Origin of the sequence: Leptospira fainei serovar Hurstbridge str. BUT 6 (assembly GCF_000306235.2) — a bacterium.
GTDB classification, from domain to species: domain Bacteria; phylum Spirochaetota; class Leptospiria; order Leptospirales; family Leptospiraceae; genus Leptospira_B; species Leptospira_B fainei.
Window position 1 is genome coordinate 196,936 of sequence record NZ_AKWZ02000003.1, and the last position, 23,958, is coordinate 220,893.

Here is a 23,958-nt window from a genome sequence, read left to right on the forward strand (position 1 = left end):
CTCGCTCAGTATCTATAGAAAGCTTGTAGAGTTAGTGAACTTACTTTCTGTCGATCGCATCTCCAAAACCATCGGTGAAAAAAATCTGTTTCGTGACGTCAGTTTCGGCATCGACGAGGGGGAGAAGACCGGTCTTCTCGGAATTAACGGTTCGGGGAAGTCGACACTCCTTCGCATTCTTTTAGGCACGGAGGATCCGGATCAGGGAAAAGTCGTTAGAAACCGGACTCTGAAAATTTCTTACCTGCCGCAATTTCCTTCCTACAATTCCAACTATACGATTTTAGAGCATGTGCTTTCCGGAATCGGTCCATTAATGGGAACCATTCGTCGATATGAAGACGCTTGTAGCCTGCTCGAAAAAGGCGGGATCGAAGCTGAAAAAGAATACCAGGAAGCGATGGCGGAGATGGATTCGAAGCAAGCATGGGGGCTTGAATCGGATTTAAAGAATCTATTAAGAGAATTGAATATTCCTGATTTTTCGAGAAGAATGGGCGAACTATCCGGCGGAATGGTAAAAAAAGTCGCGCTAGCCCAGGCGTTAACGGAGGAATCCAATCTTCTGGTCTTGGACGAGCCGACCAATCATTTAGACATAGATGCCATTCTGTGGTTACAGGACTATTTGAAAGAGACCAAAAAAGCGGTTTTATTGGTAACTCACGATCGTTATTTCCTGGAGGAAGTGGCCGGAAGAATTCTAGAAATCGAGAGAGGGACGTTTCGAGTTTTTCCGGGCAACTACGATCTGTATCTGGAAAAAAAAGTGGAGATGCAGATCGTGGAGGAAAAAGAGGAAGTCAAACGTAAATCTTTTTTACGAACGGAATTGGAATGGCTGAAACGACAACCGAAGGCGAGGGGCACAAAACAAAAAGCGAGAACCGACAGAGTATTGGAAGTGTTGGATCGTAAGAACAGCGGGAAAGATATCGTCCTGGATATTTCAGTGTCCGGAAGAAGGCTGGGAGGAAAAATATTAGAACTTAAAAATATTAAGAAATCCTATTCTTCTTCTCTTATCGGAGGTTTTTCCTATATCTTTAAAAGCCGGGAGCGCATCGGAGTCGTTGGACCGAACGGTGCGGGGAAAACTACTCTTCTGAATATCGTCACCGGTCGGGAAAAGCCTGATTCAGGGGACGTATCTTTGGGAGTGAATACTACGTTCGGCTATTTTGATCAGCTGACTCGCGATTTACCCGGTGAAAAAAGAGTCTTGGATTATCTAAAGGAAGAAGTAGCTCCCACAGTAAAAATGGCAGACGGATCCTTATGGTCGGCGTCCCAATTCTTGGAAAGGTTCCTGTTTCCGCCGCAACTGCAGATGACGAAGATCGAAAGACTTTCCGGCGGGGAAAAAAGAAGATTGTATCTCGTCGTTCTACTGATGAAGAACCCGAATTTCCTTGTCCTTGACGAACCTACGAACGACCTGGATATTCCCACTCTTTCCGTCTTGGAGGATTTTCTGCAGGATTTTCCGGGCGTCGTCTTAGTGGTATCGCACGATCGCTATTTTATGGACAGGGTAGTTGATTATATATTTATAATGGATGGAAAGGGAGATATCGAGAGGTTCCCGGGAAATTATTCCGAATATCTCGAATACAAGTCTTACCGAGAAAGAAATCCGGACGGAGAAGAACAAAAGATCTCCGCCGTTTCTAAAGATTCGCCGTCCGTAAAAAAGAAAGGACTCGGTTATCAAGACAAGCGTAAGTTGGAAACGCTGGAAAAGGAGATCGCGGAGTTGGAGTCGGAAGAACGGATTCTTGTCGAAACCTTACAATCCGGAACCGCGTCTCCCGAGAAAGCGAAGATCTCCGGAGAGAGATTAACGAAAATCCAGGAAGAGCTCCTTCGGAAAGTCGGAGAGTGGGAAGACCTAGCTTCCAAGGAAGTCTAGAGACAGTTCGAATTTAGTTCAAAGGCTCCGACGGATATAGCGTTTGATCCCAACGGCTGCAACGGATAAGCTGTTGTTGATCTGACGGTGGAAGTCAGATCTAAGTTGAATAAAGGTAGGTAAGCCGCCGGAATTGCAGGCGTTACTCCCCCGTACATGGAAGTACAAGGCATAGTCGTTGAGGAAGGCGTTCCTAATGCTCCGGGAGTTTTCGGGAAGAAAACGAAATCTTCCGATGTGGCAGCTATAAAATTCGGGTTAGCATTATACGAATTGGCAAAATTACCGACGGGTGGAAGTGTCGGCGCCGAACAGATAGTCGACGAAAGCGTAAAATTACCGCAAACCGAATATTGTGTGCCTCCGATGATCGCCTGGATGTTCGTATATAGATTATTGCCTCGTACTATCGATCCGGCGGCCGGCAAATTTCCGATCGCTAATCCCACTCCGTTACCTGGAATAGATCCCGATTTTCCGAATATCTGATTATTGTAAATACTGTACGGAAGTCCTGCAAGACTTTGGGCTACGATTCCTGTGGCATTACCCAACGCGCCCGACGTCGCATTACCGAGATAGATGCTATTATTGAAGATGAATAGATTCGTCGGATCCGCGGAACTAGTCGCCTGAATTCCGAATGAGATAACTGGAAGAATCGCCGCTTGATTCAAATATTGAATTCCGTTAATTTCATTATTAGCGATTGCAGCCATATTCGCGGCGCTGAAGTTTTGGACGATCACTCCCGAGCTATAACCGGTCGGTGCGGATTGCATTCCGTTAATTCGATTATAAGCTAAAACTACGGAGGAGCTATCGATTACCGCGCCGGCGGATACGTTTCTTCCGGAGCCTCCGTAGATATAATTATAAGCAACTGCCACGTTCGCGTTAGCCGTAATATAAATTCCGACTTTTCCGCCGAGGGCCGCACTCGCGCCCGATTGACCGCCATCCAGAATATTCTCCGCGATTCGTATCTGCCCGGGACCTGCAGTTCCTCCGATGAGTATTGCCGCGGAAGCGTCCGCGTTCGGTAATGCTTTCACAACAAAACCGCTAAATTGAATGAAGTCGGAAGCCGAAGTCAGTGCGGTAGTAGTTATAAGAACAGGGGTGCAAATACTTCCGGGATAGGCTCCCGCGCAAGGCTGATTATCAGAAATGATTGATGGATTGTTCTTTAAATCCTGAACGGTGAACGTCGAATCATAGCTGCCTAAAACGGAAGTTTTCGCATTCAATACGATCTGGTCGGTGAGGGTTACGTTGATCGGGTAGGTCGATCCACCTTGCACAAGGACATAGCAAACCGCACCGGTTGCGTTGCAGGCGGATACGCCCTTCTGAATCGTTTTACATTCGGTCGAAATTGAATTACAGTTATTTAAATCGTTTCCGCCTGTAAAAGAAACGTACATAACGTTTGAAGTGACGTTAAAGCTGTACCAAACCCCTGTCGGGTTCACTACGGAATTTCCCGCCCCGTCCTTGCAACCGGTCAAGTTCACGAAGACTTGCCCCGCACTAATTCCCCAGTAAGCCGGAGGACCTGGAGTTAGCTGGATCGTATCGTCGTTAGGCGCCGCTAAGGTGGTGATACTGACGTTTCCCGACCCGATATTTGTTCTCCCGGCTATAACTGCTGCTCCGTTGATCACGCAGGAATTAATACCGTGAGCGGAAAATTTAATGAAAGCCGAGTTGGATTGGGGAACCAGCATGGAATTAGGAGAAAACGCAATCGCGCTAAGACAATTTACGTTAATTGTAAATGCGCTATTAGGCATCGTTCCAGGGTTCGGTACGGTAGTGACGGCACAATTATGACCGGCAGGAGCGGATAAAATTTGAACATTATACGCGTTACCGGCTCCTACTTGATTAGTGAAAGTTTGGGTCCCATTTCCGGTAAAGGCGAGCGTATCGGTAGAATTCTGAATCAATAGGGTGGAGGTATTACTCGAGGCAATTCCTACGACGGTAACGTTCAGATTATTGAATGCCTGGGCGCATTGTATTACGATTAACGTGGATGGATAAGTGATCGGTCCATTCGGATTATTGATCCTGCACGTCAAATTGCTGGCTGCTGGCGGTCCCGAAAGGATCTGCACGTTATACGAACTTATTGCAGAAACCTGCGTAGGAAATGTCAATATCCCGTCGGAACTGAAAGTCAACGATTCATTTAAACTATTACCTACGACTAAAGTATTTCCTCCTAAGCCGGTAACCTGGACGTTTACGGGTACGGGAGTTGTCGACACGGCCGATGCGGAACTAAACGTGAGAAAATCCATTACGGAACCTTGGACCGGTTTTTTATAACAGCCCGTAAAGAACATGGAAAATAATGCGATTATGACGGATCGAAAGGCGACCGATCGGGAAAAGCTATAACATCTACGGATCTTATGCCGTAAATGTAGTAGATAATTTTCTACCATGAAAATTGCACCCCGACCTCGACTCTTTGGCGTAGATATTGCTGATTGGAAGCGGCGAAATAGAGGCCTCCTCCGTCTCTTTCGTTTCTGATAACGGGCGACCAGGTTGCCGTCTTTTCCGTTCCTTCAATTTTTACTTGTCTCGATCCAGGGAAGAAAGCGGCGTCCGCAAGATTAAGAGCATAAAGGAATGCTAATATTCCGATGGAAAGTTCGACTTGATGATAGGAAGAGGAAGCTACGCTATATTTGTTCGGGATTTGTAAATAATTAATCACCGCCAACGGATATACGGCGACATTCCCCGTCTGAGCCACGCTATAACCCAGCAACGCGTTCGTTCTACGCGCGGCATCGTAATCTTTTACGGAATGAAGGTACGACTCGCCTTTATAATACGTATAGGCTCCGGCGGCGGCTATTAGAAGCGGAAAGGTATACGATCTAATTTTGGACTTTTCCTGATATATCTGCCCCCATCCAGGAAGCACTGCCGATCTTGCGATCGCACCGTAATCGAAACGGAACGGTTCTTTCGGAGTGAATCGTTTCTGTAACGCTGCGAGTCGCTCCGGAGTATCGGCGACGAGTAAGAAAGCTTCGGTTTCGGTAATTTTGTTTCGAGGGTTTTCCAATCGCAGAGAAAGAATTCCTTCCGGAATTTTCTTCTTATCGAAGGAAACTAAGATCGTATCGGGATCCCTATATTCTACGGATTTAACCTGGATTTCTTCACCACTAGAATCTCGCAAAGATACTTTCGTGGCATCGGTTAGATATTTACCTTTCAGTTCGAAAGTTTCCGGAAGGTCTTGACTCAAATACGAATTTTTCGTCGAGGAAGTTAAGACGGGCGGTCGAGAAAGGATGACGTCAAACGGAATCCAAGATGAAAAAATGGAGACTCGACCGTATCGGTTCAAAACTCCGATCCGATGTTCGTAAGTTCCCGGTTTCAAATCTACGGTGATTTGTGTTGCAGAGGTCTTTTCGCGAGTGATTCTTCCGTTCGAGTCTTTGATCTCGACCAAGTATCCGCCCGAATCCGGAATTGCTTTCCATTCCAATTTCACTCCGTCTTCTTTATCTTTGGCAAAGGTTGAAAACGAACAAAGAATGCAGCCCGCTAGAATGAATAGGCGGATTACTTGAGGATGGGTAAAGCGACTATTCGACATAAATTTCCTTCGGAGTCAGAATTTCCGGCGCCTTTAAGGTTGCGGATAGAAGAACGTTGAATTCCCGCGATAAAGGAATCGTAGCCCTAACTTTGCCCGTTTCATCCTTATATTTAGCGCTTAATCTCCACTGATATTTTCCTTCCCTTAGTTTATACAACTCCCGAAATTCGAATGTTTCTCCTCGAATTTCCCGTTTTAGGATCGGTTTCCAATTTTTTCCTTGGGATTCGAGTAATTCTAAAACGTAAATTTCCGGATTTCCTTGCGTTTCCCAATAGAAAGAAAGACTTTCTTTTTCGTCTAAGTCGATTTTATCCCGGTCTCTCGGATATACCGGGGTTACGAACGGAGCCGAATCCGAGGTCCGGAAATTTGCCACCGAACTCGAAACGAGAGTTTCTCCGTTAGGAGCCACTAAACTAACTCTCCAGTAGAAGGAACCCGGCGACGGTAAAGTAACCGCAAGAGCGCCTGACTTCACTTTCGAATCCGAGAGCTTGGTTTCGAAAGACGCGTCTTTCGCTAATTCGACTCGATAGAGCCCGTTTGGATCGGGTCGGTCCCAACGGAGAACTATTTTTCCATCGGAAGGATGTCCGGATTCCGTGCCGTCTTTCGGATAGGATAGTTTTACGAAATCGATATGTTTTAGAACGAATTTTTGAGGTAAGGAATCCCTTTTTCCACCGTCTCTCAAATTGCCTCTTACTTTCCAGAAATAGACGCCTTCTTTCCAATCGAATTCGGGTTTAAGAAAATTGGCGGATACAGTACGAGACAAGAGAATGTTTTTAAATTCGGACTCATTAGAAATTTCTAAAGTGTAAGATTGAAATTCCTTATTGGCCGACCAGCTGAAAAACGAATTTCCGGTTTTGAAAATCCTTAGTCCGATTTCCTCGTCGGGTAGAGGTCGATGTAAACGGGGAGGTTCCGCTTCGGCTAATTTTCTGATCGAAAACGGTATAGCCGCAGAGACTTCTTCGGTAAATCCTTCTCTATCCGAATACATTCTGACTCGCGCGAAAAAATTGCCTTCGGATTTCGATTCCCATTTTGCAAAGCCCGATTTGGATTCGGATCTCGATGCGATTTGCTTAAAGCTTGAATCTTCCGCAATCTCCAACGTGTATTTAGCGGTAGGATCCATGACCGACCATTGAAAACGAATCACGGGAAAATTAGCGGTAAAAGTAAACGTCTCTTTTGCGGCAGGGGAGAGCAACTTAGGACTGTTCCAAGAAAGGACCCTTAAATTTCTCGCTAGGCTGGATTCATCCTTACCGGTTTTCGGATTTCTTCCGACGACTTTCCAAAAGTAATTTCCGACGGAAACATTAATCGAAATTTCCGAGCCGGTTGCAGGAATTCGTTTAAGCCCGATCCGGAAAGAAGGATCCTTCGCGATCTCTATGTAGTAGTTTTTTACTCCGGGTTCCGGTTTCCAGGCAAAACGCAAGGACGAAGTTTCGCCCTTTACAGGCACTGTCGACCCGTCCGCGGGAGCGATTTGTTCTAATTTTAACGTTCGAACTTCTAACGTATTTCCTTTAAGTTCCGCGGCTTGATTGCCGCTTAGCACGCTTTCGCCGGATGAGGAGATAACCTTAGCCTGTCCTTCCTTCACTTCCAAATTTAACGCCTTTCCTTCGTCTTTAGATAGTTTTACGTTCGAGTTTGCCAAAGATATCTTTGTATCTCCGGAGCTAATCTGCAACTTGCTCGCATCTCCGCTGTTCGTCGCCGATAGAGAACCGGAAACGAAACTGATCTTATCCGTGTCTTCGATAAGAATCATACTTCGTTCACCCATCTGAATTTCGGTAGAGTTATTTCCGTCTTTGAATAGAAGAACGGCTACAGAGCCTTCCTCGGTGCGGATCGTATCCCTAAAGCGAATCGGATCGCTAGGATCCAGCTCTTCCCAAACGACTTCCGAATCTAACTTTCTAAGTATCTTAAGCTGCTTGGATTTGAGTTCGCCTACGATCTTATTGTTTCCCGTTTTCGGTCCTGCGTTAGCGTATAAATAGAGCAAGGAGGAGAAGAGGAGAATCAGTAGTACGAGACCGGTGACTACGAATTTCGCGTCAGTCAAGTATCTCATACTTCACTTCCTCTTCAGGATCGCCGTCAGGCTTTGGCTTCTTTGCATCGAACTCGATCCCGATGAGTTTTCGTAGATCTGCCACCGAGGCCGGGGTTGCGGGGTCGTCTTTTCTACCTAAGACGGCATAGATCACCTGAGGTTCCGCTTTCCCTTTCACTTTGATCGATTGCATTTTTTCGACAACAAAGATGTCCCGAACGTGATCGTATAAATCCTGTGTGATAAGCACATCCGTTCCGAACGGTTTATTTAAGGCTTCGACTCTGGAGGCCAAGTTTACAGCATCCCCTATGACTGTGTATTCAAGTCGCTCTTCCGATCCGATTTGTCCCGCAATCACCGGTCCATAGTTTAGCCCGCAACCGATCCGAATCAGCGGTCTTTTATCGCCGCCTCGGCCCTCGTTGAATTTCTGGAGAGCTTTACGCATTAATAATGCACCGTTCACTGCGTTTTCGGCATCCTGATTTCCGGAAGATTTTAAAGCCCCCCAAGTCGCCATGATCGCATCGCCTATGAATTTATCCACAATACCGTGGGTCTGATTCACGCAATGAACCATCTCGGTCATATATTCGTTTAGAAATTCGACGACCTCTTCCGGTTGTAATTTTTCGGAGATTGCGGTGAAAGATCGGATGTCGGAAAAAAAGATCGCGCACATCTTTCTTTCCCCGCCTAAAGTCAGCTCTTGATTCAGGACCATTTCGGCGATTTCCTTGTTAACGAACCGACCTAGAGCGTCCTTCACTTTTTCCCGTTCTTCGAGACCTTTACCCATCGTTACGAAGTAATCGGTCAAAAGACCGACTTCGTCCTTCGTAGTGGATTTAATTCCGATCCGGAAATTTCCCTTCGCAATTTCGATGGTTGCGTTCAGGAGAGCTAATAATGGAATTGTAATATTCCTTGCTAGGAAAAATACGATTATCAAAGCCATGCACAGTGCGATTGCCATGATCAGAAGGTTTTTTGTCTGAATTCTGTAAACCATCTCGAAGACTTTCTCTTCGGGAACGGTGACTATAACTCCGGCTCCGCCGAAACCCACTTTTTGAAACGATCCGTAATATCTCGTTCCGGTGGAATCTTGATATCGTGTTTGTTGACTGTCTTCGCGGACGGCTGCGAGCATGCTTTCGAAGATGGGTAGATCGGCCCAGTTCGTTTGAGATGCGAGAAGTTGCGGATCGTAATGAGCGATGAGATCTCCGTCTCCGTTGATTAAAAATGGGACGTTGATATCTTGCTTTTGGAATGCACTTAAAAGTCTTTCAGACCGAAGGATATAAATCAAAATTCTGCTTTTGGAGGAATCGGCTACCGAAATGGAAAACGCAGGTTCCTTGAAGTCCGGAGTCAAATTGTCGATTCGACCGTCCGAATTGAGAGTCTTTAAGAAAGTCGATTCTTTGCCTTTGATAGCGGAATCCAATTCTTCGCGATTCGAAGATATCCCCTCCAGATACGAATCGTTATAAAGCACCACATCCTTTTTTAAGGACTGACCTTGGACTTTGTAAATTCCGACTAATAGGAAGTCCGGTTCATTTCGAAAAAATAAATCCGCGTAAGCGCCCGGTCCTTTTGGATCGATTAATTTGTCGGTAAGCGATTTCCCTTTGTCTCGAATATCCTTTAGGTCGGATTTAACTTTAATGCCTAATATGTTAACCAAGGAGAAGTTCGTTTCTAAAACCCGAACTTCGTAATTTTTTTTGAATTCGCTCGATGCATAAAGGATTACCGTGGAAACAGTAACGGTCATTAATAGGGAGATGACCCCCATTAGCTTCAACTGAAGCGGAAATTTGGCTTTAGTCTGGTCTGCCGGCGACATCGTTGCGATTGCCGGAGCGGGAATTTCTTTTTTAGTTTCTTTCAGGGGTGCTGCAACCGATTGGACGCTTGCAGAAGGTTCGCTTGACTCCGGCACGGATTCGATGGAAGGCACGGGAAGATCGAAATCTTCCGGTTTTGCTAATGCTCCGGAATCTTCGAGAACCGCGTGACCGTTGGATTCGGGGGGCTTTGGAGATTCCGATTCTTTAATATGAATCTTAACTTGCGGTTTTTCATCCTGCTTGCCGCTTTTCCCGTTTCTTATTCCGTTACTCGTTCCATTTTCAGATTGGGATCCGCCCAAGCTAATTTCCCGAAATGAGAGAGGTAACTCCCTCAAGAATACGGAGAATTCTCCTCTGCTACCTTCCGGAATTTCCCTAGGAGGCTTTCTTCTAGAAATGAAACTTTTAAAGTCGTTTAATAATGTCGGTTCAGAATCACCGGATAAGGAAGGAAACCAAGCTCCCAATTCTCCAGGCGCTAAGTGAGGGTAGGAGGACAAGACCATTTTAGAGAGCAGGACTTCCCATCTTTCGTCCAATTCTTCCGGCACAAGAAATAAAATATTAGATTTTCCGATTGATTGAAGAAGCTTCCACGCGGAAAAGAAAACGGATTCGTTAGTTTCCGGACCTAGCGGAATTTCCAAAGCATAGAGTTTCCAATCTTCTCCGTGAAGCGACTCTTCCAGATCCGTAATTATCGAGGAACCCCTTTCGGAGAAAACACAGACAACGGTCCTGATCCCGCGTTCGGACCATTCTGAAATCTGTCCCCCGTTCACATGTGCATGCGAGGAAGTGGGTTCCCAGAAAGCCACGGAACCGTTTGTCCCGAAGGGAATGTATTTAGCCGAAGAATTCATCGTTTGTCCGATCGAAAGAAGGGTCTTCCAGATCCGTTAATCCCCTAAAATAAAGAAAAAAATTTCCTATTCCCAACGGAAAGAATATTCCGAAAAGCCTCTGTTAAATTATCGGAATTGGGGGCGTTCAAATTGACAGGAAATGGAATTTGTTCCAGTTGAGCAAAAGTCGGAAACGGTTGCTAACACGGGAAAGGAAGAAATTCTGGACCTTCAGGAGTAAGCAAATGCCATTCGCAAAATTCGTGACCAATCGAGGAACTTTTTCTGTTTTATTGGATATTGAGAAGGCTCCAGTTACGGCTGGAAACTTCATCGAACTAGCCAAGAAGGGTTTCTATAATGGACTCATTTTTCATAGGATTATCCCAAATTTCATGATTCAGGGCGGATGCCCGAGCGGAACGGGGACTGGCGGGCCGGGGTATAAAATAAAGGATGAATTCCACCCGGATTTGAAAAATAAAAAATTTACCATTTCCATGGCAAACGCTGGACCAAATACGGGAGGTTCCCAGTTTTTTATAAACGTTCGGGATAATCTCTATCTGGATAACCGACATGCGGTCTTTGGTCATGTGACAGAAGGGGAAGATATTGTCCTCGCAATCTCCGAAACGGAGACAGGCCCAGGTGATCGTCCTGTCCAACCGGTCGTCATTGAGACCCTGGAAATATTAGAGACATAATTAACTATAATTTGCCTGATTAGGCAAATTATAGTCAGAAAATAGGGAAAAAGACTTGTAAAATCCTCATTTTCGCCATATTTTAGGTCCTCTTCCTGGTGTAGCTCATTTTCGCACCGGAAGAGGGTCCTGACTATGGGAACTCCGAACGAATCGATTCCATCCAGCGCCGACTTCGTGTTAAACGAGGGCCAATTATATAAAGATCGATTGGAATACATTCTATCTAATGTGACTCTCGTTCTATTTTCTACGGATAGAAATGGGACATTTACATATGCGGCAGGTCGCGGAATATTCGAAATTGGAATCGAGCCGGAGTCGATAGTTGGCGCATCCTTTTTCGAATTAGATTGGGCGGGTGCGGTTAGAGACTCGAAAGGAGAGTTTCAAGCCGTGACTCGCGAGGCGATTTTTAATTCTGTCTTCGAAGGAAGAACGATCGAAGCGGAAACAAGCTTTGCAGGAAAAATGTTTTCCAGCCGTTTCTCACCCGTTTTCGGAACTCACGGCGAAGTTGAAGGACTCGTCGGCGTAAGTGTTGATGTCACCGATTCAAAAACAAGGGAGGCGTCTTTTCAGAGGAAAGTCAGCGATTTTACAACGGCTCTTCAAGTTCTTCCGATCATCGTTTTTTCCTTCGATTTGGATGGAGTCATTCTTTTTGCGGAAGGAAATGGATTCGAACGACTCGGTTTAACCGCGCAGGAAGTGATCGGCAGAAATTTTTTCGATTCGCAACCGGACCGAACCGAAAGAAATCGTGCAATTTGGAAAGCGATCGGGGGAGTCAATTCGTTTTATCAATCTCGCGTCAGAGATAAAGTTTTTGAAAATTGGTTGTATCCTAGATTCGACGAATTAGGTAGGACGACCGAAATTTTAGGCATCGGTTACGATGTTACCGATCGGGAATATCTAGATAGAAAGTTGAAGGAAAATGAATTATATTATCGTAATTTATTTAAAAATAATCCTCAAATTATGTACATTTTCGACCAGGAATCGCTCCGGATCCTGGAGTCGAACTCGACTGCTCAGCTTGTGTGCGGTTACTCCGAGTCGGAATTTCTGGAAAAGACCGTTCAGGATATCCATCCCGCCGACGACCAATCTTGGGTTACGGAAAAAATCCGAAACTTAGCGCTCGGACCTAATTTCTTTTCGGAAGTAAGTCATAGGAAGAAAAACGGGGAGCGTTTTTACTTAGACATCGCGCTAACTCATTTTCGCTTTTCCGGTCGGGATTGTGTTTTGGTATCCGGTTCGGACGTGACTCAGCGAGTGAAAACGGAAGCAGCGAGTAGATTCAATTTACAGTTATTATCGCAAATTAGTGATGCGGTGATTGCCTTGGATTCCGAATTCAGAATCACATATTATAATCTTCCGGCGGAGCAGATGTACGAGCTTTCCGACCGTAATTTGATCGGAAAGCATTATAGCGAATTTTTTCAAGAGGATTGGATTTCGGATGAAAACCGTCGACAAACTATGGAAGATTACGAACGTAAGGGGCTGGCAAATGCCGAGATAATTCATACGTTAAAATCGGGAAAAACGATTCATATCGAAACGAGTTTCAAGAAAATTTTCGATCCAGACGGAAACGATGCCGGTATGGTCATGGTAAACCGGGATATCGAGGAGAAGGTATTCGTAAGGGAATTTCTCAAAAAAGCGGTATCAGATTTGGAGATGACGAATCGTGAATTGGAGCAATTCGCCTACGTTGCGTCTCACGATTTGCAAGAGCCGTTAAGAACTATCGCCAATTATTTACAACTTTTAGAAAGAAAGTTTTCTCCGGAACTACCGTCCGAAGCTAAAGAATTTATCCAAATTACGATCGAAGCCGCCAAAAGGCAACAAGGACTAATCGAGTCCTTACTTCGTTATTCCCGATTAGGCGTAAAAGAAGACGGATGGGAAAAAGTAAACATTAGAACGCTACTGGACGGTATCAAGGAAGATTTAGATTCGGTATTGAATGAAGCGAATGTTCATATCTGGTTCGAAGGGGAGATGCCGATTATTCTAGGTATATCCGATCAAATTAGACAATTATTCCAAAATTTAATAACAAATTCCGTAAAATTCCGCAGTAAAGAGCGGGCGCCGAAAATCGTGATTTCGGCTACAAAGACACCATCCGAGTGGAAATTTACGGTTAAGGATAACGGAATCGGAATGGACTCTCGATACTTCGAGAAGATATTTATTATATTCCAAAAACTGCATCCTAAAGCGGAATTCCCCGGAACAGGAATAGGCCTTTCCATATGCAAAAAAATCGTCGAAACTCACGGAGGAAAAATCTGGGTCGAATCCACCATCGGAGTCGGATCCGAATTTTTCTTCACTATACCGATTCGGAGAAATTGATGAACCCTACCATAAAAGCTACGTTCGACATTCTACTCGTGGAAGACAATCCTGCCGACGTTCGATTGACTTTGGAGGCTTTGGGCGAGGTGCCTAAGTCGAAGAATTTAATAGTCGTAAATGACGGTGAGGAAGCTTTGGACTACGTTAAAGGCGAAGGCTCGTATTCGGGAAATTCCAGACCGGATTTGATTCTATTGGACCTCAATCTTCCGAAGAAGAACGGTTTTGACGTATTGAAAGAATTAAAGGAGGATCCCGAACTTCGTAGGATTCCGGTCGTGGTTCTGACGACTTCCGGCTCGGACCGAGATATTTTACAAACTTATAATTTGCATGCAAACTCTTATATACAAAAACCTGTTGAATTCGATAGCTTTATAGAAGCCATGAGATCGTTACGAGTCTACTGGTTTCGTACTAGTCGGTTGCCGCCGAAATGAATACGAAAATGATTTCAACGCTGATCAAAGCAAAGCAAGTTCTCGTTATCGAAGATAACCCGGCCGATTCGAGATTGATCGGGCTTTATTTAGAGGAAGCAGGCGGGCATTCCCTCCGTACTCACTATGCCGATACGGCTAGCGAGGGGCTAGCGATCCTTCGATCCCGCAGAGGAGAGATCGAATGCATCGTTCTGGATCTTTCCTTGCCGGATAGTTTCGGTTTAGACGGCTTCGATGCGATACGTTTGGAGTTTTCCAGAATACCGATCGTAATATGCTCAGGCTCGGAAGACGAAAGATTGGCTAGCGAGGCGTTAAAGGCAGGCGCACAAGATTATCTAATCAAAGGTAAGTTTGACTCGCACTTGTTGAATCGGTCCATTTTGTACGCGATAGAGCGGAACGATTTACTTTCTAAATTGAACGAACAGGCTTCCATTATTCGTGAAAGCGAGGAGAGATATCGTTTACTTTTTGAAAATAATCCTCTTGCCGTTTGGGTATACGATTATGAAACTTTGGAGGTAATCGACGCTAATCAGGAAGTGGAAAGATTATACGGATATAGTTGGGAAGAAATTCAAAGATTAGCAATTTCTGATGTTAGACTTGTTTCCGATGCGAAGAAAGCTATGTCCGAACACGTTGCCTTGAAAACCGGGAAGAATCCGCCCGTTAACACCGTGCATAAAAGACGTAATGGAGAAATTATCCTAGTCGAAGTAACTTCCTATAGATTCAAATTGCGTGGACGAGAGATAGTTTTGGCGATCGTCGTCGATATTACCAAATGGAAGCAGGCAGAGGAATCGCTGAGAGAATCGCTCCGAGATAAGGAGATCCTGCTTCAGGAAATACATCATAGAGTTAAAAACAATCTTCAGATAATGGCCAGTCTGCTGAATCTGCAGGCGAATTACGCTAAGAACAAAGAGGTAATCCGAGAGTTAAAAGATACCGAAAGTAGAATTTACTCGATGTCTTTGGTTCATAACGAACTTTATAATTCTAAAAATCTTGCGGATGTTAAATTACGATCTTATATAGACAAACTTTTGGATAATCTTTGGAACGTATACGGAGTAGGGGCTGAAATCGACAGGCAGATCGATGTGGGTGAATTAAGCTTGGAAGTAGACACTGCGATTCCACTCGGCATGATTCTGAACGAGATTGCGACGAATTCATTAAAATACGCGTTTCCGAATCGAACATTCGGTAAGTTCTTCGTCGCGGCCGTCCAAAATGAAAAAACGATTCGAATGGAAATCGGAGATAACGGAAGAGGAATTCCGAATTTGGATGAGATTGAAAAAAAGGAAACGTTAGGGCTGCAACTTGTCCGAATTTTATCTAAACAATTAAAGGGGACCTTGTCCGTAACAACGGATTCGAATGGAACCCTTTTTGTCGTTATTTTTCCGACTAGTTGAGCTTGATTTAGAGATTCGTATCGTTTCCAAAAATGGAAAAGAGACGAATCTTATTTGCGTCGCGGCTATGCCGCTAATTTCTTAAACTCGACTATGCAGGCTTTGCAAGCATCGGCACACGCTTTACATTCTTCATGGTGATCGGCATGTTTATCGCATTGCTTGGCACACGAGTCGCAAACATTAAGGCAAATCGCAGCGATCTTCGTCGAAGAGGCCGAATTTAAACTTGCGATTTTTATGAAAGCGTTACACAACGCCACAGTTTCCTCTACGCTTTTTAAGCAGTCGGACATTTCCGAGTTTCCTGAGGATAGAGCATTGATGCACATTGCTATGCAGAGTTCCCCCCGTACGACACATTCTCCGGCTTTCAAGATTGCTGGAGTAAATGTAGTCGATTTTCCTTCCATTTTCCTCTTTGCCTGTCCTTTTTTTGAGGAATGATCGTGCTCTTGCGAGAATACCTCTGAGAGGCTTCCCAGTGTTAGGAGGGTGGCGCCTGCAGCACCAAAAAATTCGGTCCTAGTTAGTTTGGAATTCATGCTTTTTACCTTGCGAATAATAAGATAATCGCTAAAAGTTATAGCCAAGAACTTTTCCGCAGAGCGATCGAAAATTCGATCGAAACTAGAGTTGAAAAAAGGAATTGATCGTCAAATAGCTACATTCATGCAGAATTTTCCGGCAAGCGATGGAAAGAATATCGTGAACTCAATGGCAGGAGAGACGGATCGAATTTTAATTTTAGACGATGCCCCCGAAAATTGCCTTTTAGTCGAACGAATTTTAAGAAAGGCCGGATACGGGGACGTAGTAGCTACTCAAACTCCCGAAACTGCACTCGAATGGTTAGGCCTCCAAGGCGATCCTAAAAACAGAAAAAAAATTTCTTTATTACTATTGGATATTCTACTGCCGGGCGGTCAAAACGGTTTAGATCTATTACGACAGTTTTCCGGAAGGGAAGAACTCGCGGATCTTCCGGTTATTATTATCACCGCCATCCATGATACTCATACTTTAGAATCGGCTTTTGAAGCCGGCGCAGTCGACTATGTTACTAAGCCTTTCGATGCAACCGAATTACGCGCCCGTGTTCGCTCAGCATTACGTCTGAGACACGAGATGGTCCAGCGTCGCCAAAGAGAAAAGGATCTGGAAGAAATAACGGACAAACTCTCGGAAGCATACCAAACCTTACTTCGAGTGTCAAGAACGGACGGCTTATCAGGCATTTGGAATAGACGATTCTTCGATGAGATTTTGGATGTGGAATGGAAACGAGCCAGCCGTTCGGGTAAACCGATTTCATTATTGTTAATCGACATAGATTTTTTTAAGAAGTTCAACGATACGTACGGTCATCAAGCCGGGGATGAATGTATTCGAAAAGTTGCCGTAGTATTAAAGGAAAACGCCAGACGCGCGGGAGACTTTCCGGCAAGATACGGAGGCGAAGAATTTGCGGTCATCCTTCCGGAAACTGATTCTGCCAATGCACTTATCGTTGCGGAAAATATCCGGTCCAAAGTCATTGCCTTGAATATACCTCACCAGAGTTCTTCGGCATCTTCTGCTGTTTCGATCAGCATCGGGGTAGCGACTCAAAGATCCACGAAAACGAATGGAACTAAGGAAGAACTCGTTCAAAAAGCGGATCAAGCTTTGTATAGATCTAAGGAGTCGGGGCGAAATCGATCAACGATCTATTCCGAGTAGTTCTTTGATTCGACCCATATTTATATAATAACAAGAATTTGAACGTCATTTACGTTCGTTCCCGTCGGGCCGGTGATGAAGGTATTTCCGATTGCTTCTAACGCCGTGGCTGAATCGTTTGTCTCCAATTCAAATTCAGGATCGATTCCTAAAGACAGAATATCGTCCCAAGTTGAACCGTCAGCGAATCCGCCGGCGTTTCTCGAATTCCCGTCTATTCCATCGGTTCCAAAGGAGAGCAAAAATAAATTAGATTCACCTCTGATTTCCTTAGCGAAAGATAATGCAAGTTCTTGATTTCTGCCACCGCGTCCTTTACCTTTCAGTGTAACGGTAGTTTCTCCACCGCCTATTACGATCAAAGGTCCTTCGCTGTTCTTTCGTTTCCCTAGTTTCGCTAAAGTTTTACCTGCGTCTTTTGCCTGGCCGATGATCGGTTCTTTTATTCTCTCCGTACGGAAGCCCATTCTAATTGCGAAAGATTCGGCTGCTTGGAGAGCCTGTTCGAGGCTGCCGATCACAATTACCTGATCTCTCGGATCCGGTTTTACAACCGGTGGGATTCCTTTTAAAAATAATTCAGAATCTGAAATCCAGCCGTATCGACCGAGTATCCGTTCTATCTCGGGCCAGTGAACCGGGTACGGTAATGCGGGGCCGGAAGAGACCCAAAATGGATCCGGCTCCAACACATCGGACAGGATTAATTGAATCATCCCAGATGGTTCGCAATGCTTTCGAAATCGACCTGCTTTTACTCCCGATAGAAGAGGGCGTAACGAGTTGACTTCCCGGATGGAAGCTCCGGAGGAAAGAAATCTCTTATACCAATCTGCTAAGAGACTTTGGCTTATTTCAGAGCGAGGAAATTCGAATAAGGACGAACCTCCGCCCGACAATAAGAAGAGAACAGTATCCTTCTCGGACAGGGAAGAAGTTCTATCCCAAACGAGTCGACTGGCTTGAAAACTTTCCGGTCCCGGAATCGGATGATTCCCGATAAAAATTTCGTGAGATTGAGGGAGGTCCGTCGGGAGATAATTCGTAAGAACTATCGAAGTTTTAATCGCTATCCCCCAAACATCTCTCGCACCTTCCGCCATTTCTAGGGCCGCCTTACCGACGGAAATCACGATACAGGAATCCGGGCGATTTATTGTGGAAAGCGCTTCGCGAACCTTCTGTCTCGGCATAGCCGATTCAATTGCTTCCTTCGCGATTCTCTCAGCGAGTTCTCTTGGGTGTCCAAAATTCATCATTTTTCGTAACGAGAGTAAACTTACCGTTGTGGCAGTTTTCTATGGGAATTTGTTCGCACTCAAGCTAGTCCTACAATACCGGAAAACTTTTAAAACATTCATTTCCATTCTCGGGATCCTATAATTTAAAACAAACGATCGGTATATAAAAATAAAATTCAGTTAACTTCGAATCTTTATTATAGATAATATGTTGACAAATTGTCCAATTTATATATATCTCCTTCCTGGCTAACTCGACCGGATTATATAACTCGAACTTTGAAATACGGAATATTTTTTATACCGAACGTTCTGAATTTTATTTTTGGGTAATTCGCGAATTTGCTTTGAAGAGAGATAGGGTTTCTACCTCTAAGACGGCTCACCAGATATACAGAGCCTGAGGGGGGAGATCTTTTTAGAGAATAGTTAATAAGAAGAGGTTTAAAATGGTTCGTGCAGCGAGGATTTGGGTTTTAACGTTACTAGTCTTTTTTGGTTCTGGTGCGTTGTTGGCATCCGGAGGAGGATCTTCTAGCAAGCCTCTAAGCGGATCTTATCCGATTATTTTGGCTCATGGTATTTTCGGATGGGGACAAAATTCCGGAATTATCGATTATTGGGGAGGAAACGCAGCCTACCTTCAATCTCAAGGGGCAACGGTCGTAACTCCTACAGTCACGGCGATGGATTCTTCTGCCAATCGTGCCGCTCTTTTGAAAACTGCGATTCTCACTGCAATGGCGGCAATTAATTATTCAGGAAAAATAAACATTATCGGGCATTCGCAAGGCGGATTGGACTCTCGATATATGGTCTCAAATTTAGGGATGTCTGGTAGAGTTGCCAGCTTGACGACCTTAAATACTCCTCATTATGGAAGTCCGGTTGCAAACGTAGTCGCAAACGTAATTCCTAGTTGGGCGCTCCCTTATGTTGCTACGGTTTTGAACGCGATAGTGGGAGTCGTTTACGGAGAATCTAATCAGAACGCGATTGCAGGTTTGCAATTATTGACCACGGACGGTTTAGCCGCATTCAATAGCGTCACTCCGAACGCTTCCGGGGTAAAATATTTCTCTTACGGTTCGATCATTACCATTCCGGACCTGATCCAACATCCTGCCATGGGATTGACTTTTCCTATCTGTGCGATTGGCGCTCCTTTTTACGGAATGAGCATCGCGAACGATGGGGTCGTACCTTCTTCTTCTCAGGTCTGGGGAACTTGGATGGGTGGTCCTTCCTACGGAATCCTGACAAGCGGAGTGGATCATTTGGAAGCCACGAACGCTCTCTATACCGGGGAAACTTGGTATGATACCAACGGTTATTTCTTAACAATGGCGTCTAACGCAAAAAGTAATCAATAAAATCTGTAGGTCAGGCTGATCGAAAGATGCGCCCTCGAGAATTTCTCGGGGGCTTTTTGTTTAAGGGGTCATTCGGTGACCGTGAGGCTTTCGCCAGTCTGTAGGAACTTCGACATCTTCTATCCATATCCTCTTTCAATTCGCGTTTCGGTTTTTCTTTGACAAACTGTTTCAGTCTCCGTTTTAGCCGCATTGTCCGTTCCTCCTTTGTCGATTTTTCTTCGAAATTTACTAGTTCATCCGACTCAATTATTACGAAGTTGGTATATTCTATTCTTTCAGCTTCGATTCGGAATTCCGGAGCGAGCAATTCCGAAACCGAACGGAGGATTGCTGCGAAAACTTTGGAAGGATTGGAGTCCGGGATGGAATTTTCCGGAAAATAGATTTCAAGAAATATTGCAAACATTGAGCGAGCCGACTCGTTTAAAGACCGCGTTGGGTTATTATAGAGGGCTAATCACACCGGATCCATTCCCGACTGGAATCGAAGTAGAAGATTACTATTTCGTAAAATTCAAGTGCCGACCATCCTGCTATCCGGCCACGGGGATCGTTGCATTCATCCATCTTCCTTTTCCGGGTTGGATTCTGCATTCTTAGCTCCCTTTGAATTTTCGACGATCGAAGGAGCAGGCCATTTTCTGCCTTCGGAGGCGCCCGATCAAGTATTCACTCTAGTGAATTCCTTTTGGAATGATCGAAAGGATGACTAGTTTGGGGAGTTAGGGCAAGAGTTGGCAGTCGAAGGCTTGTTCGACTTCGGTAAACGAGGCTAAGAAGGAAAAAAAGCAATTTTCCGGCTAAAATTGCAGGAAAACTAGGTTTTTTTCCAAAGAAAATGAAATTTGTTTGCGCCGCACCAAGTCTTATTTGTTAGTAAAAGGTAAGGGACGTAATGCTCGTGGAAATTCCCGTGTTTGACAAAATTGTACAAGAATTCAAAGACAGGTTCTTCCAAACGGTTAAAGTGCCAGTGGAAGTACATTCCGAGTCCGGAAATTTTCCGGCAACTTGGGAAGGTATAGAAGGCACTTCGCTTAGCCTTACACTTGATCGTTTCCATCCCGAGCCGGATGGCCAAACCGCAACGATAGAGTTACGGGTTCCGTTTTGGAAAGAACCGGTTCTGTTCTCCGGAAAGCTATTACAGAAACGCGTTGTCCGCTCTAAATCTCCGGAAAGGATTACCGATACGGTATTGATCTTCGAATCGGAGCTAACCGAATTTCTTAAAAAAAATCTTCCTAAATTCGATCTGAAGCCAAAACAAAAATAAGCCCTTATATCGGGGACCGTTTTTGTTAGATCCCTTTCCCTGTTAGAGGGAAATCTCGAGAATCAAAGCGGCATGGTCGGAAAGAATCGGATCTTTGCGTATCTCTAGTCGTTTTAGCTTCTTCTTTAATTCTTCCGGAACGAAGAAATAATCGATTCTCCATCCCTTATTATTACCGCGAGCGCCGGCCCGGAAGGTCCACCAAGAGTATTCCTGTTTTTCGGGATATAATTCCCGAAAACTATCGATCCACCCGGTTTTTAGGAATTCAGTCACCCAAGCTCTTTCTTCGGGAAGAAACCCGCTATTCTTTGCGTTTCCCTTCGGATCATGGATATCCTTCTCGGTATGTGCAATGTTCACGTCGCCGCAAAGAATAAGATTCGGGTGCTTCTTCTTAAGTTTTTTGGAAAGTTTTAGAAATTCATCCAGAAAACGCATTTTTGCGGCTTGCCTAATATCCCCCGTGGTTCCGGAAGGGAAATAGACGGTCCATATTGCAAAATCGCCGTAATCCGCTAAAACGCTTCTGCCTTCTCGATCGAATTCTTCCACTCCGATTCCGTAGGTGATCTTTTTAGGTTCTTTTTTGGCCCAAAGGCTTACACCAGAATATCCTTTCTTTTCCGCAGAGTGAAAATAGGCTTTGTATCCTAGTTTTTCCCATATTTCCGCAGAAAGCTGGTCGGATTGCGCTTTCGTTTCCTGAAAGCAAACGAAGTCGGGACGTTCCGAACTTAATAGATCTCCTAACCCTTTGGTCCAGGCGGAGCGAATACCGTTACAGTTTAAGCAGATAAGTTTCATGTTTGTTGCTCGGGTAGCCCAGGATTTTCGGGATGCGAACTCGAGGCAAAGAAAAAAACTGGTCGGTATGGGCATCCGAATCCGAGAAGTTGACGGAAGCTTCTCCTTAAAGTCTATATTAGAGCGTGCGAAACAAGACCTGGGTGAAACTATACCTTTGGTCACTCCGATTCTGGAAGCCATTCGCGATAACGGCGACGAGGCTTTGCGTGAGTTAACTCGTAAATTCGATAAAATAGACATAGATAGTTTCTACCATCCCGTCTCGGAATGGAGAGCCTCGATTCCCTCCGACCTACAAGCAGCTTTAGAAAAGGCGAAGCAGAACATAGAGACCTTTCACAGAGCCCAATTGCCCATCGCCTTGGATACGACGGTTTCGGGAAATACATTAGGAATTCGTTATACTCCGATCGAGTCGGTATCCGTTTACGCGCCGGGTGGAAAAGCTCTTTATCCTTCCACTATTTTGATGGGAGTTTTACCTGCTAAAATTGCGGGAGTTCCGCATATTCAAATCGTGACCCCGCCTCAAGAGGGTGGTATTCCCGACGGCCTGTATGCGGCGGCAAAGATTGCAGGGGCGGATGCGATCATCACAGCCGGCGGCGCTCAAGGAATCGCCGCTGTGTCTTACGGAACAAAAAGTATTCCTCGTTCGGAATTCGTCGTCGGGCCCGGTAATAAATTCGTTACGGCAGCAAAGATCATCCTTAGCGGGCAGGGTAGAATCGGGATCGATAGTCCGGCGGGACCGAGCGAAGTACTAATCATTGCAGATGATGCCGCAAATCCGAATTGGGTTGCCGCGGATCTTTTGTCCCAGGCGGAACACGGTGAAGATTCCGCTGCGATACTTTGTACGGATTCGATGGAATTTGCTAAGAAAGTTTCCGCGGAAATAGATAAAGCTCTATTAGAAAGACCGAAACGAAGAGAAATGAAAACGGCATCGATCCAAAATGAAAGCTGGATATTAGTCTTTCCGAATTTGAAATCTTGCGTCGATTTTTCGAACGAGTATGCTCCCGAACACTTGGAAATTCAAACTAGAAATTATCGGGAATTATTCGAAGGAGTTCGTCATGCAGGCTCGGTATTTTTAGGGCCGTATTCTCCGGTGGCGATGGGGGATTATATCAGCGGAACGAATCATATTTTGCCGACGGCCGGCGGCAGTCGAATTTTTTCCTCTCTCGGAGTAATGACTTTCCTGAAGAGGATCACATACCAAGAGATCAGCCGATCTTCGTTAAAGGAACTTTATCCCTATGTGAAAGTCCTATCCGAATTCGAGGGATTGGACGAAGAACACGGAAATTCGGTCAAAATCAGACTGTCGGAATAAGAGCTAAACATGATCGTATTAAAAAATCCGAATGAAGTCAGGAAAACGGTTAGAGATTGGAAATCGGACGGTCTGAGTGCGGGCTTTGTTCCGACGATGGGGTTCCTGCACGAAGGGCACGCCGCATTATTCGAACGCTCGGCCTCCGAGAACGATAGAACGATCGTGTCCATCTTCGTGAATCCCGCACAGTTTAACGATCCGGAAGACTTTGCAAAATATCCGGTTAGCACCGATCTCGATTTGGAATTATGCAAAAGATCGAGTGTCGATTTGGTATATTTACCGGATTCGGATACTGTTTACCCGGGAGGAGTTCCCGATATAGAATTACGGGTGCCGGGATTGATGAAGAATCTGGATGCGGCGACTCGTCCTGGCCATTTCGACGGCGTCTTATTGGTATTATCCCGTTTTTTCCACGCGGTCGAAGCGGACCGGTCCTATTTCGGTAAGAAGGATTATCAACAATATCTGATTGTGAAGGAATTCGCAAAGATGCTCGGATTCCCGATGGAAATTATAGGAGTTGATACGATTCGGAGTCCTAAAGGACTCGCGCTTAGCTCCCGTAATGCCCGGTTATCGGATTCCGATAAAGAGGAAGCTCTCCTTATTTCTAGAGCTCTGAGACTGGCGGAGAGTTTGATTTTAAAAGGTGAAAAAGATCCGGCAGAAATTAGAACCGTGATGCAAGACGTTCTGGATTCTTCGGCTAGTATTCGCACGGATTATTTGGAAGTTTTGGACGCGAATACTTTGGCGGAGATCCCGTTGCTGAAAGGAGAAGTCTTGCTTGCCATCGCGGCTTTCCTTGGTCCGGTACGTTTGATCGATAATATCACGGTTCAGGTTTCGTAAAATCT

18 protein-coding genes are annotated in these 23,958 nt (G+C 45.0%); 11 read left to right on the forward strand and 7 right to left on the reverse strand.

Going from position 1 to position 23,958, the window contains the following annotated elements; genetic code table 11:
* Positions 1-34: 34 nt before the first annotated feature.
* A complete protein-coding gene (locus tag LEP1GSC058_RS05030) occupies positions 35-1,912 on the forward strand; it encodes an ABC-F family ATP-binding cassette domain-containing protein (RefSeq protein ID WP_016548641.1) in 1,878 nt (625 codons plus the stop codon).
* Here the strand turns inward: LEP1GSC058_RS05030 and LEP1GSC058_RS20130 are convergent.
* From LEP1GSC058_RS20130 to LEP1GSC058_RS05050, 4 genes are read right to left on the reverse strand one after another with little or no spacing between them, the layout of a single operon-like run.
* Positions 1,909-4,368: a hypothetical protein gene (locus LEP1GSC058_RS20130; protein WP_016548426.1), complete on the reverse strand. Its 2,460-nt coding sequence runs from the start codon at positions 4,366-4,368 to the stop codon at positions 1,909-1,911. The genes LEP1GSC058_RS05030 and LEP1GSC058_RS20130 overlap by 4 nt on opposite strands.
* Positions 4,362-5,546 (reverse strand): LIC11435 family protein, encoded by a 1,185-nt coding sequence (locus LEP1GSC058_RS05040; protein ID WP_016548570.1) that lies wholly within the window; start codon positions 5,544-5,546, stop codon positions 4,362-4,364. Before LEP1GSC058_RS05040 ends, LEP1GSC058_RS20130 begins: the two co-directional genes overlap by 7 nt.
* On the reverse strand, positions 5,536-7,656 hold the full coding sequence (locus LEP1GSC058_RS05045) for a FecR domain-containing protein (protein WP_016548671.1): 2,121 nt from the start codon (positions 7,654-7,656) through the stop codon (positions 5,536-5,538). The genes LEP1GSC058_RS05040 and LEP1GSC058_RS05045 overlap by 11 nt, the downstream gene beginning before the upstream one ends.
* A complete protein-coding gene (locus LEP1GSC058_RS05050) occupies positions 7,640-10,369 on the reverse strand; it encodes an adenylate/guanylate cyclase domain-containing protein (protein ID WP_016548647.1) in 2,730 nt (909 codons plus the stop codon). The genes LEP1GSC058_RS05045 and LEP1GSC058_RS05050 overlap by 17 nt, the downstream gene beginning before the upstream one ends.
* Before the next feature lie 227 nt (positions 10,370-10,596).
* Here LEP1GSC058_RS05050 and LEP1GSC058_RS05055 point away from each other — a divergent pair, with 227 nt between their 5' ends.
* The 4 genes from LEP1GSC058_RS05055 (at position 10,597) to LEP1GSC058_RS05070 (ending at position 15,322) form a co-directional block, all read left to right on the forward strand.
* The gene (locus LEP1GSC058_RS05055) at positions 10,597-11,058 is read left to right on the forward strand and encodes a peptidylprolyl isomerase (RefSeq protein ID WP_016548422.1); all 462 of its coding nucleotides are present in this window, start codon (positions 10,597-10,599) and stop codon (positions 11,056-11,058) included.
* A gap of 135 nt (positions 11,059-11,193) precedes the next feature.
* Entirely contained in the window at positions 11,194-13,443 is a 2,250-nt protein-coding gene (locus LEP1GSC058_RS05060; RefSeq protein WP_016548555.1) for a PAS domain S-box protein, read from the forward strand.
* The gene (locus tag LEP1GSC058_RS05065) at positions 13,443-13,886 is read left to right on the forward strand and encodes a response regulator (protein ID WP_016548611.1); all 444 of its coding nucleotides are present in this window, start codon (positions 13,443-13,445) and stop codon (positions 13,884-13,886) included. The genes LEP1GSC058_RS05060 and LEP1GSC058_RS05065 overlap by 1 nt, the downstream gene beginning before the upstream one ends.
* Before the next feature lie 8 nt (positions 13,887-13,894).
* Complete coding sequence (locus tag LEP1GSC058_RS05070; RefSeq protein ID WP_039948089.1) at positions 13,895-15,322, forward strand: sensor histidine kinase; 1,428 nt, start codon at positions 13,895-13,897, stop codon at positions 15,320-15,322.
* A 65-nt stretch (positions 15,323-15,387) separates the two neighbouring features.
* Here LEP1GSC058_RS05070 and LEP1GSC058_RS05075 read toward each other — a convergent pair whose 3' ends face one another.
* Positions 15,388-15,867, reverse strand: coding sequence for a four-helix bundle copper-binding protein (locus LEP1GSC058_RS05075; protein WP_039948090.1), 480 nt, complete (start codon positions 15,865-15,867; stop codon positions 15,388-15,390).
* Between the two features lie 172 nt (positions 15,868-16,039).
* Between LEP1GSC058_RS05075 and LEP1GSC058_RS05080 the strand changes: the two genes are divergently transcribed.
* Positions 16,040-17,044, forward strand: a complete 1,005-nt coding sequence (locus LEP1GSC058_RS05080; RefSeq protein WP_039948091.1) for a diguanylate cyclase — start codon at positions 16,040-16,042, stop codon at positions 17,042-17,044.
* A gap of 20 nt (positions 17,045-17,064) precedes the next feature.
* Here the strand turns inward: LEP1GSC058_RS05080 and LEP1GSC058_RS05085 are convergent, their stop codons facing one another.
* Positions 17,065-18,303, reverse strand: coding sequence for a glycerate kinase type-2 family protein (locus LEP1GSC058_RS05085; RefSeq protein WP_156860651.1), 1,239 nt, complete (start codon positions 18,301-18,303; stop codon positions 17,065-17,067).
* A gap of 431 nt (positions 18,304-18,734) precedes the next feature.
* On the opposite strand from LEP1GSC058_RS05085, the gene LEP1GSC058_RS05090 reads away from it, so the two are divergent.
* From LEP1GSC058_RS05090 to LEP1GSC058_RS05105, 3 genes are all read left to right on the forward strand, one after another.
* Positions 18,735-19,658, forward strand: coding sequence for a lipase family alpha/beta hydrolase (locus tag LEP1GSC058_RS05090; protein ID WP_039948034.1), 924 nt, complete (start codon positions 18,735-18,737; stop codon positions 19,656-19,658).
* 192 nt (positions 19,659-19,850) lie between these two features.
* Positions 19,851-20,261: a hypothetical protein gene (locus LEP1GSC058_RS19890; RefSeq protein ID WP_016548509.1), complete on the forward strand. Its 411-nt coding sequence runs from the start codon at positions 19,851-19,853 to the stop codon at positions 20,259-20,261.
* A gap of 295 nt (positions 20,262-20,556) precedes the next feature.
* Positions 20,557-20,937: a hypothetical protein gene (locus LEP1GSC058_RS05105; protein WP_016548734.1), complete on the forward strand. Its 381-nt coding sequence runs from the start codon at positions 20,557-20,559 to the stop codon at positions 20,935-20,937.
* A 42-nt stretch (positions 20,938-20,979) separates the two neighbouring features.
* Here the strand turns inward: LEP1GSC058_RS05105 and LEP1GSC058_RS05110 are convergent, their stop codons facing one another.
* Positions 20,980-21,744: an exodeoxyribonuclease III gene (locus LEP1GSC058_RS05110; RefSeq protein WP_016548640.1), complete on the reverse strand. Its 765-nt coding sequence runs from the start codon at positions 21,742-21,744 to the stop codon at positions 20,980-20,982.
* A gap of 67 nt (positions 21,745-21,811) precedes the next feature.
* Here LEP1GSC058_RS05110 and hisD point away from each other — a divergent pair, with 67 nt between their 5' ends.
* Together hisD and panC are read left to right on the forward strand one after the other, a co-directional pair.
* Positions 21,812-23,092 (forward strand): histidinol dehydrogenase, encoded by a 1,281-nt coding sequence (gene hisD / locus LEP1GSC058_RS05115; RefSeq protein ID WP_039948093.1) that lies wholly within the window; start codon positions 21,812-21,814, stop codon positions 23,090-23,092.
* 9 nt (positions 23,093-23,101) lie between these two features.
* A complete protein-coding gene (gene panC / locus LEP1GSC058_RS05120) occupies positions 23,102-23,953 on the forward strand; it encodes a pantoate--beta-alanine ligase (protein ID WP_016548448.1) in 852 nt (283 codons plus the stop codon).
* The last annotated feature ends 5 nt before the right edge of the window (positions 23,954-23,958 follow it).